Genomic DNA, 17,010 nt, shown 5'->3' with positions numbered 1-17,010 from the left:
ACGAGAATCGAGCATCGGCAAACGCCCCTCCGGTCACTCAGGTTTAACTGCGATTTGATGCTCGTTTCTGAACTCGCGAGGCGAGCGTTCGTATCGCATTTTGAAAACCCGGCTGAAATACGACATATCAGTAAAGCCCCACTGATATGCGATTTGACTGATCTGCTTGTCGGCCAGTTCTGCCTTCGCCATGGCCCGCGCGCACCGCTGCAGCCGAGCGGCCATCACGAAGCGGCCAAAGGATGAGCCCTCAAGCTGAAGCAGGCTATTGATGTAGCGTGGTGTCACTCCAAAATGTGAGGCGACCCGTTGAAGCGAAAGTTCGCTATCCCCAAGATATGAATGAATATGTTCCTTGATCCTGAATAATAAAGCTGTGCTGCGACTGTGGTTAGGGACTGCTCGCTGTACTCGATCCGCCAAGGACATTGCGAGCAAATCTAGCGCTTGCTCCTGGAGCTGTAACTGTCTCGACTCCTCGTGTTCCGACAGTTGCGTCAGAGCCAGGAGAAAATCGAACGTGATGCGTTCCAGAGCGGGGGTGCGAGAAAGCGGAATCGCGGTCAGGAGATCAAGCTTAGCCAGGCGTTGTTGCATCGCCAAACGTGGAATCTGCACCACAACATGCCGAAAGGCGTCATCAAAATGCAGTTCATATGGAGAGCGCGTATCGTAGATTGCGAAGCTACCGGTGCCCAGCGTTGCCTCACGGCCACCTTGAACAATGATCGACTGTCCCTCAAGAGCAAGGCTAACGAGTACGAATTCGTCGCTGCTTCGTGAAATCCTCTGCTGATTCCGCACTACTGTTTGCGCGGAGGCCGTGACATCCACGATGCTCAAATCGGCGAATGGATGTATCAGAAGAAGGCCCGAGAAGCTGGGCTTATGGTGAGGTCTGCATTCCAAAGGTACAAAGGTGTCGCAGACCGCTTCCTGCCAATAGGATGAGCGCTCGCGTGCTGGAACATTACCCGTGTCAAAGCGATACATTTCAACACCCCTACGATTCAATAACGTGTCCTATCTACCCAGTTCCAACACCAGACTTTCTTGCAGTAATTCCCTACGATCATAGTATCGCTTCCTCCTTGTCCTACCGGCAGAAGGGTGCCTGTCGGTAGGCTTTTGATACAAAAACACAAAGAGGAGTACACCCATGAAAGAAGCTATCAAGGTCGCCTGCGTACAAGCCGCCCCGGTCTACATGGATCTGGAAGCAACGGTGGATAAAACCATCAAACTGATGGAGGACGCAGCACGTAACAATGCTCGTCTGATCGCCTTTCCGGAAACCTGGATTCCAGGCTATCCATGGTTTCTTTGGCTCGACTCACCCGCATGGGGAATGCAATTCGTACGCCAATACCATGAGAACTCAATGGAGCTGGATAGCCCCCAAGCCAAGCGCATTTCAGATGCCGCCAAGCGCTTGGGAATCATGGTCACTCTGGGGATGAGTGAGCGGGTCAGCGGCACCCTTTACATCAGTCAGTGGTTCATAGGTGATAACGGTGAAACCATCGGGGCCCGGCGAAAGCTGAAACCGACTTTTGTTGAACGTACCTTGTTCGGGGAAGGAGATGGTACATCGCTAGCTGTTTTCGAGACGCCGATTGGAAATCTGGGCGGCTTATGCTGCTGGGAGCACCTTCAACCTTTAACGAAATACGCCTTGTACGCACAAAACGAGGAAATTCATTGTGCGGCTTGGCCAAGCTTCAGCATCTACCGCAAAGCGACCGAAGCCCTGGGACCAGACGTCAATGTGGCGGCCTCTCGAATCTATGCCGTTGAGGGACAATGCTTCGTACTAGCATCGTGCGCGCTCGTTTCGCAATCCATGATCGACATGCTTTGCACGGATGACGAAAAGCATACCCTCCTTCAAGCGGGTGGCGGGCACTCTCGCATCATCGGGCCTGATGGTAGCGACCTGGTCGCACCTCTTGCCGAAAATGAAGAGGGCATTCTCTACGCAACCCTCGATCCCGGAGCACGCATCTTTGCCAAAGTAGCGGCAGACCCCGCAGGTCATTACTCCCGCCCCGACGTCACTCGTTTGCTGATAGATCGCAGCCCTAAATTACCGGTGGTTGAAATTGAAACTGATCGTGGCCCTTACGCGGTGGGCAAAGCACCCGAAGCGGGCTCGCAATTCGAAGAACTTTGATTTTATCTAGCTAGCACGCGGGGAGTTATGAATTTTTGCTGAACGAATAACATCTGAATATGTAAGTCCATATTCAGTGTATTCGTGGGTGCCTCCCGCGTGCTCCGTGCATCTTGCCTCAGTCAGGAATTAGCCGATGCCTAACAAATATAAAGTTTGCTTGCTTCTTGGTTTTGCGTGCGCCTCGACCTCAATCTATGCACTGGAGATTGCACCTGGTGATTACGAGCCAATCCCTGCTGGAATGACAGCATTTCTAACTTATTACCAACATGCCGAACGAAAAGATTTTTACAGCAAAGGGCACAAGGTTTCTGATAACTCAAAACTACGTTCGGATGTTGCGCTACTGCGCCTGATTCATTCTGTCGGGCTCTCCGAAAGTCTAGTAGTTCAGCCACAATTCATCCTCCCGTATGGTCAGCTTAAAGCGGGTGGTGATATTGATACGCTTGGTCAGGTAACCGGGATTGGCGATCTGATACTAGGTGCGCCCTTCATCTGGACGCTCCCAACCGAGCACAAAGATGTTGTTTCAATTGCGCCTTTCATCTATTTGCCGACAGGCGACTATGATCACGATCGCGGTCTCAATTTGGGCGACAATCGGTGGAAGTTCGTCTTGCAAGGGGTTTATAACCACCACTTTTCTGAAACCTGGGCGCTGGACGCGGCCGCGGATGTCACGTGGGCAACCAATAATGATGAATACGGACCTGACGAGATACGATCAGAGCAAAAGGCGCGTTATGAATACCAGACGCACGTGAGGTATAACGTTAACAATACTATGAGCGTGGCAGTGGGGGCTGGGCACATTAGAGGCGCTGAAAATTCGCTTGAGGGGGCTAGCCAAAATGACGAACTTCGGACAACTTATGCTCGGCTGACGTTTACGTATTTTGTTGAGCCGACCATGCAGTTGCAGGCACAGCTTGGCAAAGATCTCGAAGTCGACCAGGGTTCCAAGGAATCCAGTAGAATCAATTTGCGATTTACTAAAGTTTTTTAAACCTCCGAGCTGCGGCCTATCTAGGTCGCAGTTTCAAAGAGTTTGAGCACCCTGAAAAAATCAACTTCGAGGCGTCAGAGAGTTCATCCTGATGTTCTTTGGATGAGTTCGCATATGCTTTGCCACGCCACTTCATGTACATAGCGCGCCCTTTCGCCCCCGCAGACATGAGCATCAGAGATTTACTTGTTTGACTAGGTTTACCCAATAAGCCGAACCGGTGACCAAAATAGAGTCGTTGAAATCGTACTGGGGAGTATGAACGTTCGCGCAGTAATCCCCGTCTCGGCCATTACCGATGAGAATGTAGGCGCCGGGAACCTTCTTCAACATGAAGGAAAAGTCCTCGCTTCCAGAAAGTGGCCTGAGTTCTGAATTCACTCGATCTTTACCTACCGTTTCTATAGCTGCACGGACAGCCAGTTCAGTTTCCTGCTCAGTATTGATCACTGACGGATATCGACGAAGGTAGTCAAACTCGACGGTGCAGCTGTGTGCCAATGCGCAGGCCTGTGCAATCTGGCCCAAACGTTTCTCCAGCGTATCCTGAGTGGCCGGCAAGAAACTTCTGGCCGTTCCCCGAACCACGACGCGTGAAGGGATCACGTTTGCCGAGTCGTAATGACCGCCCTGGATATAGCCGACGCTCAGAACAGCTGCGTCAAGGGGGGCAACGTTTCGAGAAACGATGGACTGCATGGTGGTAATGAAGCCGGCTGCCGCAAGCGTGGCATCCGTCGCACCTTGCGGCATGGAACCGTGCCCTCCCGTACCTATAAAGTTCACCGTCCAAGTATCGCTAGCAGCCATCATAGGCCCTGGACAGATAGCGAAGTCACCGCTCCCAATGCCAGGCATGTTATGCATGCCAAACACCATTTCACAGGGAAAAAGCTTGAACAGGCCTTCTTCGACCATGACGCGCCCGCCGCCGAGCCCTTCCTCCGCAGGCTGGAAAATGAAGTGAATGGTGCCAGGAAAATCCCGATTCCGAGAAAAGTAGCGCACCGCGCCCAACAGCATTGCCGTATGGCCATCATGACCACATGCGTGCATTTTTCCTTCGTGAATGGATTTGTGCTCACACTTCGAGCACTCTTCGATATCAAGCGCATCCAGATCAGCACGCAGACCGATAGTGCGACCAGGAAGGCTACCTTTTAGTGTCCCTACGACCCCCGTTTTCGCAAGCCCGCGGTGCACCTCTACCCCCCACTCGATTAGGAGATCGGCAACGAGCTGCGCTGTGCGATGCTCTTCAAACGCTGTCTCGGGGTGTCGGTGGATATCCCGTCTGATAGCGATGAGTTCTTGTTCAAACTCTTTGATTTCGGATAAAGCGGTACTCATATGCGGTTCCTTAAGACTATTTGGCGAGGCTGGCAGTCTGTGCCGCCTGGACAGTGACTAGGCCCGATTCAATAGAATCTGCATCGAGATCGTCATGGCTCCTGTCCCTGAACATCAGCACTGCTGCGAACGAAACGATCCCTATGCCAATCACGTAGTAGGCTGGTGAGATAGGGTCTTTAGTGAACTCAATGAGCGCGGTTACGATGAACTGTCCGAATCCACCACTAATGGTCACAGCAACGCTGTAGACGGTAGCCATCCCCGTTACACGCATGTGACGCGGGAAAAGTTCAGTCAATGCGGCCAAGAGCGGCGCAATGCCTAGCGCATTGAGAATGCTGAGGTAGGCGATACAGATAAGCAGTGTCATCGCCGTTGGCGAGGCGTTAATTGCTAGGAAGGCTGGATAGATCGAGACAATCATCAGGCTCCTGGAAATTATCAGGATAGTTTTTCGCCCATATCGGTCGGTGAGCTTTCCCGCAAGCGGCGAGATTGAGAACATCAAGAGCCCACCCAGCAGTGCTGCCCCCGAAGAGATGGCTGGCGACAGACCAAGCTCTTTGACGCCATAGGTCGGCATATACAGGTTAACAATCGTGTAAGCAGAGTTCGCACCCAGCAGGAGCAGCAAGCCTATCAGTGCCTCCCTCCACTTAGAGAGAAGGGTGGCCTGGGGCCTCGCTTCCGTCGAATCAGAGGCGTGAAGATCTGCTGCGGTATCCTCAAGGTTTTTACGCAGATAGAACCCTACGGGGACGATGAGCACCCCCGCGATGAACGGAATGCGCCATCCCCAGGCTGCCAAGTCGCCTGGATCCATAGACAACGATAGCACCCATGCCAGACTGGCTGCGGCAGCAACCGCCAGTCCCTGGCTAGCACCCTGCCAACTCACATAAAAACCGCGCTGCTTGCGAGGTGCCATCTCAGCAAGCAAGGTCGTGGAAGCGCCAGTCTCCCCGCCTGCGGAAAATCCCTGCAGGAGGCGCCCCACTACTACAGCGATGGGAGACCAGATTCCAACCATGGCGTAAGTCGGCGCCAAGCCAATCAAGCAGGTTCCTACAGCCATGAGCATCAGGGTCAAGTTGATACCTTTCTTGCGCCCATACTTGTCTGCATAGCGCCCAAGGATGATTCCACCAAATGGGCGTGCGATATAACCGACGCCGTAAATAGCAAAGGAGAACATCAACTGGATAGAAGGATCATGCTCGGGAAAAATGAGTCGACCTATATAGATTGCAAAGAAGGTGTACAAGGTCAAGTCAAAATACTCCATGGCGTTCCCCAGGGAGATACCTGCAACCACCTTGACTCTTTGGCGGTGTGTCATTTCTGAACAGTTCATAGATGCCAACCAGATTTAAAAGTTATTAGTATTTTTGATTTAGAAGCGGACTCTGACCCCGCCCCCCATCGCCGACGGATCAACGCCAGGTTCCTCTACCTCAATGGAGTTTGTCGTAAACCTCGAACCTTTACGATTCTCTACAACGCTAGCCCTGACATATAAATCCCATTGGTTGGTGAGATGATATTCGCCCCCAATTGCAATGGCATTGGCGACATTCCCCATACCCGTAACATCTCTTTTGTAAAAGCTGGCACGCAGAACGTATTTGGGCTGAGGATAAACAGCGCCAACACTGTAAATCTGCGCAGCACTAGCATCGGGCGACTCAGGTCGATAGTAATTGAACCCAACGTTGCCGTAGAAACCTGAAAAATGATATCCAATGACAGAAGTCAACATATGAGTGTCGACATGTTCGAGAACTCTGTCGCCAAACACAAAGTCATTGATACGTCGCACCCGATTGTACCCCGCCCCCAGACGCCAGCGAGCATCGTCATAGACGGCTAGAACCCCCGTATTTTCCGCTCCGACCTCATCAGGCCCCGTAGACTGGTCAGGCGAATAGAGGAACTGGACATGAGTGTTGTTAAGCGTAGGCGTTATATAGCTGATCGCGCGGCTAATACGCCCTCCTAGCGTTGTTGCCGCGGTCCCGAGACCGCTCACACTATAGCCAACAGAAACGAATGGCGAAAAGGGTGAAACTGCCAAAAATGGATCGTCTTCCAAGCCGATTGATGCTGAATATTGTCGACCATAGATAAGTGATCCATATGATTTGGACTCCAACTTCAGATGGGCCTCGCGATTGAAAGGAGTGTGCTTTAAAAACTCCCCTTCAATAAGATCAATCCCAGATTCAAGCCTGGCTGACAAACGCCAATCAGCATTAAGATCATAGGCAGTGAGCAAACCCACCCGAGATGTTGAAGCGCCGCCACTTTGAATGCGGGACTGACTTAAATTTCTCGCGTGTGAATAACTGCCATACACATCAAACACCCCATAGGGTTTTATATCAAATTGCGCACAGGCTTGCCCCCCTGCGCAGATACACAACGCACCTACTACAACCTGCTTTAGCATTTCTATGCTCTCTTTTTGTTAGTATCGCGGCAGATCCCGAAACTTCATTCATGCGAATGTGTCGGTACTCCGAATACTCACAGATGAGCATGCGCAGGGAAATCGAATTTTCTTCAACACGCTACAACCGAATGGTTGAAGCTACCAAGCGGGGGTGATGCTAGCCTCATAAGCGAGCGTGTCTCTGAAGAGCAAGCTCAGCGTGTCCAAGGGACGTTTCATTGACCAGACCACCGCCATGGGGTCGAGATCAAGATCGATTTTCACATCCATTGGTCGTGCGATCTCCTCTCGCTTCCACTGCAAGGCGACCCGTTTAGACGCGATCGCCAGGCAACTGCATCGCCGCATCACCCGGGTTGAAAGACTAAAGGTAGGAAGCTCGATGATGTTCTGCGGTGCTGGAAGGTGCAGTCGCTTTAGTGATTTCAGAAAGCTCTGCCTGACGTTGCTCGAAGTGGACGGAAGACACCAAGGCTGTTTCAACAGGACGTCCCAATCCTGACAGTCGCCGGGAACTTCGCTTAACTGGCTCGCGAGGATTTCTGCATCATCATCGTAAAGAGATAGCGCTCGCAACTCAGGATCATCTTGCCCAATCTGGCATCGGGAAATCACGAGATCAAGCCCCCCCTCACGGAGATGTTGGAGCATTTCGCTTGTGCGCGCCTCTCGCAGCCGTATGACGCTCTTAGGGTACTGGAGCTTCAAGCGTGCCAGCGTTCGAGCTATCGCATCATCTAGCGAGGGCGCATGAATGCCGACGGTAATCTCCCCGGCACCTTGCGTACGAAGCGTATCGATGCGTTGACTCGTTTTTTGAAGCTCTGCATTGACTCGCTTGGCTGCATCAACAATGAGAAGGCACTCAGGAACAGGAACAAGCTCCTTAGGGGTTCGAACAAAAAGGGCTGCCCCAAATTGCCCTTCGATTTCGCCAAGCGCCTTGGAAGCGGCTGCTGGCGTTACATTCAGGGCTTCAGCTACCCGGGTGAGATTACGTTTTTCTTCAAGGGAAATGAGAAAGCGCAGATGGCGAAGCGTGAGCCGAGAGGTGAAAAAAAGGTCGAGTGACATAGTGATCGGCTCAGAACAGACGGAGGGCTTGCTTGGAGACCGCAGCGCAGCTCCCGGAGAGAGAATTGGTAATACGCCATGGTATCGACGCCTGCACTGCAGGCGCAATCTACCGATCGGGAGGCAGGCTGAGTGCAGCGTCATTGGGCCATGGGGGCATAAGCTAAAGCCCGGTTGCTCGCCGATTAGGAAACAGGCTCAAATAACCAGTGAGGAGTGACAACTCCAAGGGTGGTACCTCCTCAAATCTGCGTTGCTCCGCCGCATTGGCAATCTCCGCGGTGTTGAGACGCGCACCAGTAGCGGGTTCAAACACCTGCATTTCGCTCTTGGCCGACTTCCAGGCTCCGTTGAAAAAAGTGCTTTCCCGCGATTTTCTTCCATAGCGCCAACAATGGACGCGGATGGATTTTCAAGGTGGGCAATAGCCATATCAGACGTTCTCCGCAGGGTGAGTTTGCGCAAGGGGAAGTGCAACGGGCTTCTGCGATATCAACAATACGGCAACCACCGCAATCACGCCGGGAAGGGCAAAGACCAGAAAGTTGTGTTCGAAAGGCAAGCCCAGACTGAGCAGAAAACCGCCCAGCAGCGGCCCCGCCACAGCGCCACAGCGACCTATTGCAGCAGCCATGCTGACACCTGTGGAACGCACCTGGGAGGGGTAAAGATCGGCAGCCAAGGTATGGACGACAGAAAGACAGCCCACAGTTGATCCGCCGGCAATTAATAACAGGGCATACAGTGTGATAGCGTCCGGCTTGATACCCAACATTGATATGGCAATGGCAGACATGGCGAAGAACACCGCCAGTGTCGCCTTGCAACCCCAACGATCCGCCAGCACACCGCTGATCAAGGTACCGATCAGGGAGCCCACGTTCATGACCACCAAAAACACGATGCTAGAGCCCAAAGGATAACCACCGCTGCTCATCAGCTTCGGCAGCCAAGTGTTCAGGCCGTACACCATCAGCATGCACATGCCAAAGCTCAGCCAAAGCATCAACGTACTGCGGCCGCGACCATGGCCAAACAATGCAGACAGCGACTTTTGGCCACTACCCGCCTCCACGGTTGACTCCAGGACATAGGTCACCGGGCCTGCGGGATTGTACTCGGGATTGATCCGACGCAGCATTTCAGCTACTTCGGTCTGGCGGTTGCGATGCAATAAGTAGGCGACCGATTCGGGCAGGGTTTTGTAGAGCAACGGCAAGGAAAACAACGACAGCCCCGCAACGTAGAATGGCGAATGCCAACCCATGAGCGGTATCAGGTAGATACCGGCCAGGCCCGAGAGCAGACCGCCTATAGCGAAGAAGCTGAGCATCAGGTTGATCAGTCGATTGCGACATGAACCTGGCGACATTTCTTTGAGAATGGTCACCAGGTTGGGCACCACGCCGCCTAGGCCGGCGCCCGTGAGAAAACGGCACAAGGCGAAACTGATGGCGTCGGTGGCGAAGGCGTTGGACAGCGCCGCCAAACTGAATAGACCGACACAGAAAAGAATGATGCGGCGCCTGCCGAAGCGGTCGGCTTGAGTGCCCAGGGTCACGGCGCCGAACATCATCCCGACCATGGAACTGGCGCCCAGCATGCCGGCCTCACCCGGTGTCAGCGTCCACGCAGTCATCAGATGGGGCAACACCGAACCGTAGATGACCAGGTCGTAGCCATCGAACATCATGATGAACGAACACCAGAACACCAGCAGGTAATGGAATCGGTTGAGTCGTGCAGAGTTGACAACTTCCAACGCATTGATCGAGCGCATAAACGTTACTCTTATTATTGTCATGGCACGGCAGCGGGGCCTGGGGACCCGATACCTCGTGAGGATTGCCAAGCGGAGTAGGCCTACTTCGTTTGCGTTTCCAGACGATATGGATAGAATGCAAATAGATCAAATAGATAGATTTTTCTATCAAATATAAATACAGGCTATACACGGAGCGCCAGTGATCGATCTCAACCTTGTCCGGGTTTTTGTGACGATTTTCGAAACCGGCAGCGTCAGCGGTGCCGCCGAGCGTTTGCATGTGACGCAACCGTCCGTGAGTTACGCGCTGTCTCGCCTGCGTACCTTGCTCAATGAGCCGCTGTTCAAACGCAGTCGGGACGGTATGCAACCGACGTTCCTGGCCACACAGCTGTACACGAAATTCCGTTACTCACTGTCGGAGATAGAGCGGGCCATTGCCCAGACCAGCCACTTTGATCCACGGGTATCGAGCCGCGGTTTTCGCCTTGCATTGTCCGATCTGGGCGAGGTGTTTTTTCTGCCATATATCCTCAAGGCCCTACACACGCAGGCCCCGGGAACCGAGCTGGAAATCATCCAGATCGACATCGACAAACTGGGCGAGTGGCTGAGTACCGGAAAGATCGACGCGGCCATCTGTAACCGCAGCGACTCCCCGCTCAATGCCAACTGTGATCTGATTTTCAACGAGCGCTATGTGTGCCTGGTATGTCAGGACCATCCTCGAATCGGTTCGACGATGACGATGGAGCAATACCTGGATGAGAACCACATCGTGGTGTCGGCAATGACCGGGCACCATGTGGTTGAGGATCGTCTGCGCGAGTCCGGTCTGGAGCGCAAGGTCAGATTGCGCGTGCCGCATTTCAGTGTCTTGCCGGAGGTTGTTTCCAGCAGCGATTTACTGGTCACCCTGCCCTCGCGAGTGGCGACGATGTTCGCGTCTCGCAGCCATACCCGCGTGGTGGAACTGCCGTTCAGCGTGCCATTGATCGAAGTCAGCCTGCAATGGAATGACCATGACAGCGATATCCTCGCCCAACGCTGGTTTTGTGGACTGTTAAAAGACTCGCTAGCAGGCCTTTGATTCGAGTTGCTAGAAGCTGTTTTATTTCCACTTAAAAATAGACATCATCTATATTTAATCGAAAAAACCATCTATTTGATCTATTCAAGACGACCTTTTACTTTTGAGGCCGACGTTTTGAAAAGAGATCAACACGATGACTTCGGTACATTCCACCACCTACGAACTGCTGCGCCGCCAAGGCATTACCACTGTCTTCGGAAACCCCGGTTCCAACGAACTTCCATTTCTCAAGGACTTCCCTGATGACTTCACCTACATCCTCGGTTTGCACGAGGGTGTGGTGGTCGGCATTGCCGATGGCTTCGCACAGGCCAGTGGTACTCCCGGGTTCGTGAACCTGCATTCGGCTGCCGGTACCGGCAACGCCATGGGCGCGCTGAGCAATGCCTGGAACTCCCATTCCCCGCTGATCATCACCGCAGGCCAGCAGACCCGCGCCATGGTCGGGGTGGAAGCGCTGTTGACCAACGTCGACGCTGCCAACCTACCCAGGCCACTGGTCAAATGGAGTTATGAACCGGCCAGTGCCCAGGAAGTACCGCACGCAATGAGTCGTGCGATCCATATGGCCTCAATTTCACCGCGCGGGCCGGTTTATTTGTCCGTGCCGTATGACGACTGGGCACGTGAAGCTGATCCGCAATCTTCACACTTGCTGGACCGGCGAGTAGTCAGCGCTGGGATGCCGGGCGAGGCCCTTCTGGCAGAACTGATCGAGCAATTGGCGAGCGCCAAAAAGCCGGTGCTTGTGCTCGGCCCCGATGTCGATGCGGCGAAGGCCAACTTACATTGCGTGGAATTGGCAGAACGTCTTAAAGCGCCAGTATGGGTCGCACCGTCAGCGCCACGCTGCCCGTTTCCGACACGTCATCCGTGCTTTCGCGGCTTGCTGCCGGCAGGTATCGCGGCCATTGGAAAACTGCTTGAAGGTCATGACCTGGTGCTGGTGCTCGGTGCCCCGGTGTTTCGTTACCATCAATATGATCCGGGTCAGTATCTGGCTGAAGGAACTCGGCTGATTGCGGTCACCTGCGACCCACTGGAAGCGGCGCGAGCGCCCATGGGTGACGCCATCGTTGGCGATGTCGCGCTGATTGCCGCCGCCCTGGCGAAGCGCGTGCCCCTCTCCTCCCGAACCATGCCGAAACCATTAACACTGCCTGAATCGGTAGAGCAACACGCCGGCCCTCTGCGCCCGGAAGTGGTGTTCGACACGCTCGACGAAATTGCCCCGCACAATGCCATTTACCTGAACGAATCCACCTCCACCACCGCTTTGATGTGGCAGCGCCTGGCGATGCGTAATCCTGGCAGTTACTACTTTGCTGCAGCCGGAGGTCTGGGCTTCGCCATGCCAGCGGCAGTCGGCGTCCAACTGGCCGAGCCTGAGCGCCGTGTCATTGCAGTGATCGGTGATGGCTCGGCCAACTACAGCATCACGGCCCTGTGGACCGCAGTGCAATACAACATCCCGACGATTTTCATCATCATGAACAACGGCACCTATGGCGCCTTGCGTTGGTTTGCCGGGGTTCTGGAAGTGGAGAACGTACCTGGCCTGGACGTTCCGGACATCGATTTCTGCGCCTTGGCCAAGGGTTATGGCATGCAGTCGTTCAAAGCCGACGACCGCGGTCAACTTGAAGATGCACTTCACCAGGCCTTGGCGCTGCACGCGCCAGTACTGATTGAAGTCAGCACATTAGCGCCGCAGAGCTGAGGAGCATCGTCCATGTGGAACAATGCTCCGCTGAACGTCGCCGACTATCGCGAACTGGCCCGTCGGCGCTTGCCAAAGATGGTCTTCGATTACCTTGAAGGTGGCGCCGAAGACGAACAGGGTCTGCAACACAACCGCGAAGTATTCCAGAATGTCCGGTTCAAGCCTCGGCGGTTGGTGGATGTCAGCCAGCGCGAACTATCGACCAGCCTCTTCGGCAAACGCCAGGCGCTTCCGTTATTGATCGGCCCGACGGGGCTCAATGGCGCGCTGTGGCCCAAGGGCGATCTGATTCTGGCTCGTGCAGCAAGCCGGGCAGGCATACCTTTTGTGCTGTCTACCGCCTCCAACCTCTCCATCGAGGATCTGGCCCGGCAGTGCGACGGTGAGTTGTGGTTTCAGCTCTATGTGGTTCATCGCACTCTTGCCGAACAGATGGTCGAGCGAGCATTAGCGACGGGTTACAAGACCCTGGTGCTGACCACTGACGTAACCGTCAACGGTTACCGCGAACGTGACTTGCGCAACCAATTCAAGATGCCCATGAGCTATACCCCGCAGGTGATGCTCGACGGTTGTCTGCATCCACGCTGGTCATTCGATCTGCTGCGCCATGGCATGCCCGAACTGGCCAACTTTGTCAGCAGCCAAGCGTCCAACCTAGAGGTCCAGGCCGCCCTGATGAGTCGGCAGATGGACGCCAGCTTTGATTGGCAAGCGTTGCGCTGGTTGCGTGAAAAATGGCCTCACACCCTGCTGGTCAAAGGCCTGTTGGATGCCGACGATGCAGCCCGATGCATCGCCGAAGGTGTCGATGGGGTGATTCTGTCGAACCACGGCGGACGTCAACTCGACACCGCCATCTCACCTTTCGAAGTGCTGGCCGAAACCGTGCGCAAGGTCAGCCAACCTGTGCTTATCGACAGCGGCTTCCGTCGCGGGGCCGACATCGTCAAGGCGCTGGCCATGGGGGCAGGCGCCGTACTGCTGGGGCGCGCCACCCTGTATGGCCTGGCTGCGCAAGGCGAAGCCGGCGTCGACGATGTATTGCGCCTGCTCAAGGCCGATATCGATCGGACCCTGGCTCAGATCGGCTGTCCTTGCGTGGAGCACCTGTCGCCCGCGTACCTCGATCTGACGCCCGCACCAGCACAGGCTGCTTTGGCATCGGCCCGGATTCATTCACTTGAACAAGCGAGAAAATAAAGATGTCTGCCGCCAAGATCACCGGACTCAAGTCCCGTGCTGTGAACGTTCCTCTGACCTATCCCATCCATACCGCCGTCGGCACTGTCGCCACAGCCCCGCTGGTTCTATTGGACATAACGACCGACGCTGGCGTAACCGGGCATGCTTACCTGTTCGCTTACACACCGATTGCACTCAAGCCGCTCAAACAGATGGTCGATGACATGGCCAGCCTGATCGTCGATCAACCCTTGTCACCGACTGACCTGGAACAGATGCTCAGCAAGCGCTTCTGCCTACTGGGTTTCACTGGCCTCGTGCGCATGGCCGCAGCTGGCATCGACATGGCGGCTTGGGATGCTTTGGCCAAGACCCAGGGCTTGCCGTTGGTTGAGTGTCTGGGTGGCAGCTTAAGAACAGTGAAAAGCTACGACAGCCACAGTCTTGACGGTGAAGCCCTAGCGACATCACGTGCCGTCGACGCCGCCGAGACGGGCTTTCGTGCGGTCAAGACCAAGATCGGTTATGCCAGCCTAGCCGAAGACCTACGCGTCATACGTAGCATGCGCCGCGCGGTGGGTGAGGATTTCTCCATCATGGTGGACTACAACCAGAGCCTGAGCGTGCCTGAAGCTATCCGACGAGGCCTGGCCCTGCAAGACGAAAGCCTAGCCTGGATCGAAGAGCCGACCTTGCAGTACGACTACGCCGGGCATGCACGAATCTGCGAAGCGTTGGATGTACCGATTCAGATCGGCGAGAACTGGTTTGGTCCCGAAGATATGTTCAAGGCGCTGAGCGCTGGCGCCTGTGACCTGGCAATGCCGGACATCATGAAAATCGGAGGTGTCACTGGATGGCTCCGGGCAAGCGCACTGGCGCAGCAATTTGGCCTGCCACTTTCCAGCCACTTGTTTCAGGAGTTCAGCGCGCACCTGCTGGCAGTCTCCCCTACCGCGGACTGGCTCGAACGTCTGGACATCGCGGGTGCCGTGATCGAGCCGACGCTTACCTTCAAGAATGGTCACGCGGTGATTCCGGACTTGCCGGGGGCCGGGATTGTCTGGCGTGAATCACAGATCGATAAATTCAGCGTCTGAGGCTTTGAAACAACACCTCCCGCCAACACGCTTTCGAGTTAACGGGTTGCCGGGAGGTTTGCGTTCTACTGAAAAAGTTTTACTTATCGCCTTGTACTTCCGGGCTGTCCTCACTTCTTGCGGCATCCGGACCGAACGCTAGCAACGAGTTTGCCGGTAACGGTTGTGGCTGAACATGATGCACACGCGTCATTGGCTCCCGGTTGAACAGCAACCGCAGCACATCAGGGCGAGAATAGTGACCCACGGGGTCGTAGGCCGCCTTGGCTAAACCAATCGCCCCCAAATCAATATCCGCATAGAGGATTCCCTCCTCTGCTTCCGCCAATGGCGTACAAAGAGGTGCGCCATCCGGGCCGTAAATCATCGCGAAACCGCCGCCTTCCAGCAACAACTCAGCTTTGGCCGGAGTATCAATCAGCTCGTCGAGCATTTCCTTGGACACTGTGGCGCAGGGTGCCAGTACAAAACACTGACCTTCCAGTGCGTAGACTTGCGAGGCGGCATTATTCGCTTGAGCACTCAGCTGAAACGCGGCCCCCCGATATACCGAAAAGCTCGGCCAGGCAGCAATATGCACCTGTTCGTTCTGAGCATACATGGCGTACTTGGACAGCGGCTGGATATGCTCCGCGCAACACAACGCACCGATCCGCCCTAATGCGGTATCGTGCACCGACAAGTCACTCCCATCACCCTCGCCAAAGACCGAGCGCTCCACGTGGGTCGGTTTGAGCTTACGCCGAGTGGCGACTACCCGACCGCAATTGTCAATGATCGCCTGAGCCAAATACAAGGTGCCACCAGAACGCTCTGTGAAGCCCAGTACGACGTAGATTTTGTTCTGTGCCGCTGCCCTGCAAAGACGCTCGAAGGGTTCGCTGCCGACCTCCAGGGCATTGTCGAAGTTTCGCTGAACGAAGCGCATGCCGCCGGCCGGGGAGTCCACCCAGATCCACCAGGGATATCCAGGCAGCCACGCTTCGGGGAAAGCTATTAATGAAGCGCCCTCAGCCGCCGCCTGAGCCATCAACCCGATCGTTTTGACCACGCCAGCTTCCAGATCGAGGAACGCAGGGGCAGCCTGCACCGCGGCAACTTTGTACTGTTTTTTTTGTATCGTCATGCTTGATCACCCTGGTTATTGTTAGTCAGAAGATATGAGCCAGACGCAAGTTCACCCGCAGGCTTTCCTGCGGACCATTACGTACATCGAGGTCCTGTCCCGTTTGGGCTTGCAATTGCGTTTTAGGGGTAAGGAAATGCGCCCAGGTCAGCAAATAGCGCTTGGTATTCAGGCTGTCGTCCAAGCCAACACCGTCTAAATGATTTTCACCTCCCGTGGTATGGAAGTAGCTCACCGCAAACTGATCGGTGGGACCGAACACATAACGCAGGTGCGTCTGCACTTCGAAAACCGAATCCTGACGTAGCGTACGACCGAAGAAGTCGTCGTTCTTACCGAATTCATCGTGTTCCAGAGTAATTTCGCCGTATAAAGTGTGAGGAATAATTGCCTGCACGTAGTTGACTTCGAACGCGCCTTTCCAGCGATTCTCACCGATGTTCATTGAGCCCTTTTCATCGTCATAGCTGCCTAGCGGCAAGCTAATATAACCACCGAGGCTGAAGTAGCGTTCATTGACTGCATCGTTGAGGAGCCAGATATTGCTGCCAATGATCGGGTCACCAAAGTTGCTTTCAGACGCATGGCTGTCACCGCTCATTTTCAGGTGCCCGTAGGGCAGGATCACCTGCGGTGTCACCAGGAAGCCGCCGAGTGAAGTCCACTTCACATAGCGAGCGACCGCTATGTCGCTGTCCAGACGGAAGTCTCCCGGGACATCATGGCCATCCACCTTCAATTTGTTGCGCTCGGCGTGTTGGTAGTAGAGAACGCCGAGGTCTGTGCCCTCGGGTAAGGGGGCAGAATCTCCAGGATCGGTGGTGATCATCGCGGCGCTAGTCCCAGCGGAAAAACCTATCAGCAGCGTCGCCACTGCCCGTTTCAAACCTCGCACAGGGCTGCAATATTTTAGCTCCGACTCGCACTTCATATCAGTTCACTCTTGTTATTGGA

General features: G+C 54.7%; 14 protein-coding genes. 6 read left to right on the top strand and 8 right to left on the bottom strand.

Annotation, left to right across the window (positions count from 1 at the left end):
• Positions 1 to 33: 33 nt before the first annotated feature.
• Complete coding sequence (locus GH769_RS10035; RefSeq protein ID WP_153649700.1) at positions 34 to 993, bottom strand: helix-turn-helix domain-containing protein; 960 nt, start codon at positions 991 to 993, stop codon at positions 34 to 36.
• 166 nt (positions 994 to 1,159) lie between these two features.
• Here GH769_RS10035 and GH769_RS10030 point away from each other — a divergent pair, with 166 nt between their 5' ends.
• Entirely contained in the window at positions 1,160 to 2,173 is a 1,014-nt protein-coding gene (locus GH769_RS10030; RefSeq protein ID WP_153649699.1) for a carbon-nitrogen hydrolase family protein, read from the top strand.
• Between the two features lie 136 nt (positions 2,174 to 2,309).
• Positions 2,310 to 3,185 carry a transporter gene (locus tag GH769_RS10025; RefSeq protein ID WP_153649698.1) on the top strand — a complete coding sequence of 292 codons (876 nt, stop codon included), beginning with the start codon at positions 2,310 to 2,312 and terminating at the stop codon, positions 3,183 to 3,185.
• Positions 3,186 to 3,359: 174 nt separating this feature from the next.
• Here the strand turns inward: GH769_RS10025 and GH769_RS10020 are convergent, their stop codons facing one another.
• From GH769_RS10020 to GH769_RS10000, 5 genes are all read right to left on the bottom strand, one after another.
• Positions 3,360 to 4,535 (bottom strand): M20 aminoacylase family protein, encoded by a 1,176-nt coding sequence (locus tag GH769_RS10020; protein WP_153649697.1) that lies wholly within the window; start codon positions 4,533 to 4,535, stop codon positions 3,360 to 3,362.
• Positions 4,536 to 4,551: 16 nt separating this feature from the next.
• Positions 4,552 to 5,877, bottom strand: coding sequence for an MFS transporter (locus GH769_RS10015; RefSeq protein WP_256670325.1), 1,326 nt, complete (start codon positions 5,875 to 5,877; stop codon positions 4,552 to 4,554).
• Between the two features lie 54 nt (positions 5,878 to 5,931).
• The gene (locus GH769_RS10010) at positions 5,932 to 6,987 is read right to left on the bottom strand and encodes a porin (RefSeq protein ID WP_153649695.1); all 1,056 of its coding nucleotides are present in this window, start codon (positions 6,985 to 6,987) and stop codon (positions 5,932 to 5,934) included.
• A gap of 141 nt (positions 6,988 to 7,128) precedes the next feature.
• On the bottom strand, positions 7,129 to 8,064 hold the full coding sequence (locus GH769_RS10005) for a LysR family transcriptional regulator (RefSeq protein WP_178128920.1): 936 nt from the start codon (positions 8,062 to 8,064) through the stop codon (positions 7,129 to 7,131).
• Positions 8,065 to 8,497: 433 nt separating this feature from the next.
• Positions 8,498 to 9,844: an MFS transporter gene (locus GH769_RS10000; RefSeq protein ID WP_153649693.1), complete on the bottom strand. Its 1,347-nt coding sequence runs from the start codon at positions 9,842 to 9,844 to the stop codon at positions 8,498 to 8,500.
• A 184-nt stretch (positions 9,845 to 10,028) separates the two neighbouring features.
• Here GH769_RS10000 and GH769_RS09995 point away from each other — a divergent pair, with 184 nt between their 5' ends.
• The 4 genes from GH769_RS09995 to GH769_RS09980 all read left to right on the top strand — a co-directional run bounded on the left by GH769_RS09995 (position 10,029) and on the right by GH769_RS09980 (position 14,930).
• Positions 10,029 to 10,919, top strand: coding sequence for a LysR family transcriptional regulator (locus GH769_RS09995; protein ID WP_153649692.1), 891 nt, complete (start codon positions 10,029 to 10,031; stop codon positions 10,917 to 10,919).
• A gap of 136 nt (positions 10,920 to 11,055) precedes the next feature.
• The gene (mdlC, locus tag GH769_RS09990) at positions 11,056 to 12,642 is read left to right on the top strand and encodes a benzoylformate decarboxylase (RefSeq protein WP_153649691.1); all 1,587 of its coding nucleotides are present in this window, start codon (positions 11,056 to 11,058) and stop codon (positions 12,640 to 12,642) included.
• A 12-nt stretch (positions 12,643 to 12,654) separates the two neighbouring features.
• Entirely contained in the window at positions 12,655 to 13,848 is a 1,194-nt protein-coding gene (locus GH769_RS09985) for an alpha-hydroxy-acid oxidizing protein (RefSeq protein ID WP_153649690.1), read from the top strand.
• Between the two features lie 2 nt (positions 13,849 to 13,850).
• Positions 13,851 to 14,930, top strand: a complete 1,080-nt coding sequence (locus tag GH769_RS09980; protein WP_153649689.1) for an enolase C-terminal domain-like protein — start codon at positions 13,851 to 13,853, stop codon at positions 14,928 to 14,930.
• Positions 14,931 to 15,009: 79 nt separating this feature from the next.
• Here GH769_RS09980 and GH769_RS09975 read toward each other — a convergent pair whose 3' ends face one another.
• Together GH769_RS09975 and GH769_RS09970 are read right to left on the bottom strand one after the other, a co-directional pair.
• Positions 15,010 to 16,056: a carbon-nitrogen hydrolase family protein gene (locus GH769_RS09975; RefSeq protein ID WP_153649688.1), complete on the bottom strand. Its 1,047-nt coding sequence runs from the start codon at positions 16,054 to 16,056 to the stop codon at positions 15,010 to 15,012.
• 25 nt (positions 16,057 to 16,081) lie between these two features.
• Entirely contained in the window at positions 16,082 to 16,987 is a 906-nt protein-coding gene (locus GH769_RS09970) for a transporter (RefSeq protein WP_153649687.1), read from the bottom strand.
• Positions 16,988 to 17,010 lie beyond the last annotated feature (23 nt).

It is taken from the genome of Pseudomonas sp. CFSAN084952 (assembly GCF_009648855.1).
GTDB classification, from domain to species: domain Bacteria; phylum Pseudomonadota; class Gammaproteobacteria; order Pseudomonadales; family Pseudomonadaceae; genus Aquipseudomonas; species Aquipseudomonas paracarnis.
The sequence above is the reverse complement of the archived record's forward strand: the minus strand, read 5'-3'. Positions and strand labels throughout refer to the sequence as shown.

What these genes read in the sequence shown, in the direction of transcription:
- mdlC (WP_153649691.1), top strand. Translation starts at nt 11,056, where the DNA reads ATGACTTCGGTACATTCCACCACCTACGAACTGCTGCGCCGCCAAGGC.
- GH769_RS10025 (WP_153649698.1), top strand. Translation starts at nt 2,310, where the DNA reads ATGCCTAACAAATATAAAGTTTGCTTGCTTCTTGGTTTTGCGTGCGCC.
- GH769_RS09975 (WP_153649688.1), bottom strand. Translation starts at nt 16,056, where the DNA reads ATGACGATACAAAAAAAACAGTACAAAGTTGCCGCGGTGCAGGCTGCC.
- GH769_RS10035 (WP_153649700.1), bottom strand. Translation starts at nt 993, where the DNA reads ATGTATCGCTTTGACACGGGTAATGTTCCAGCACGCGAGCGCTCATCC.
- GH769_RS10030 (WP_153649699.1), top strand. Translation starts at nt 1,160, where the DNA reads ATGAAAGAAGCTATCAAGGTCGCCTGCGTACAAGCCGCCCCGGTCTAC.
- GH769_RS10015 (WP_256670325.1), bottom strand. Translation starts at nt 5,877, where the DNA reads ATGACACACCGCCAAAGAGTCAAGGTGGTTGCAGGTATCTCCCTGGGG.
- GH769_RS10010 (WP_153649695.1), bottom strand. Translation starts at nt 6,987, where the DNA reads ATGCTAAAGCAGGTTGTAGTAGGTGCGTTGTGTATCTGCGCAGGGGGG.
- GH769_RS09970 (WP_153649687.1), bottom strand. Translation starts at nt 16,987, where the DNA reads ATGAAGTGCGAGTCGGAGCTAAAATATTGCAGCCCTGTGCGAGGTTTG.
- GH769_RS10000 (WP_153649693.1), bottom strand. Translation starts at nt 9,844, where the DNA reads ATGCGCTCGATCAATGCGTTGGAAGTTGTCAACTCTGCACGACTCAAC.
- GH769_RS10005 (WP_178128920.1), bottom strand. Translation starts at nt 8,064, where the DNA reads ATGTCACTCGACCTTTTTTTCACCTCTCGGCTCACGCTTCGCCATCTG.
- GH769_RS10020 (WP_153649697.1), bottom strand. Translation starts at nt 4,535, where the DNA reads ATGAGTACCGCTTTATCCGAAATCAAAGAGTTTGAACAAGAACTCATC.
- GH769_RS09980 (WP_153649689.1), top strand. Translation starts at nt 13,851, where the DNA reads ATGTCTGCCGCCAAGATCACCGGACTCAAGTCCCGTGCTGTGAACGTT.
- GH769_RS09985 (WP_153649690.1), top strand. Translation starts at nt 12,655, where the DNA reads ATGTGGAACAATGCTCCGCTGAACGTCGCCGACTATCGCGAACTGGCC.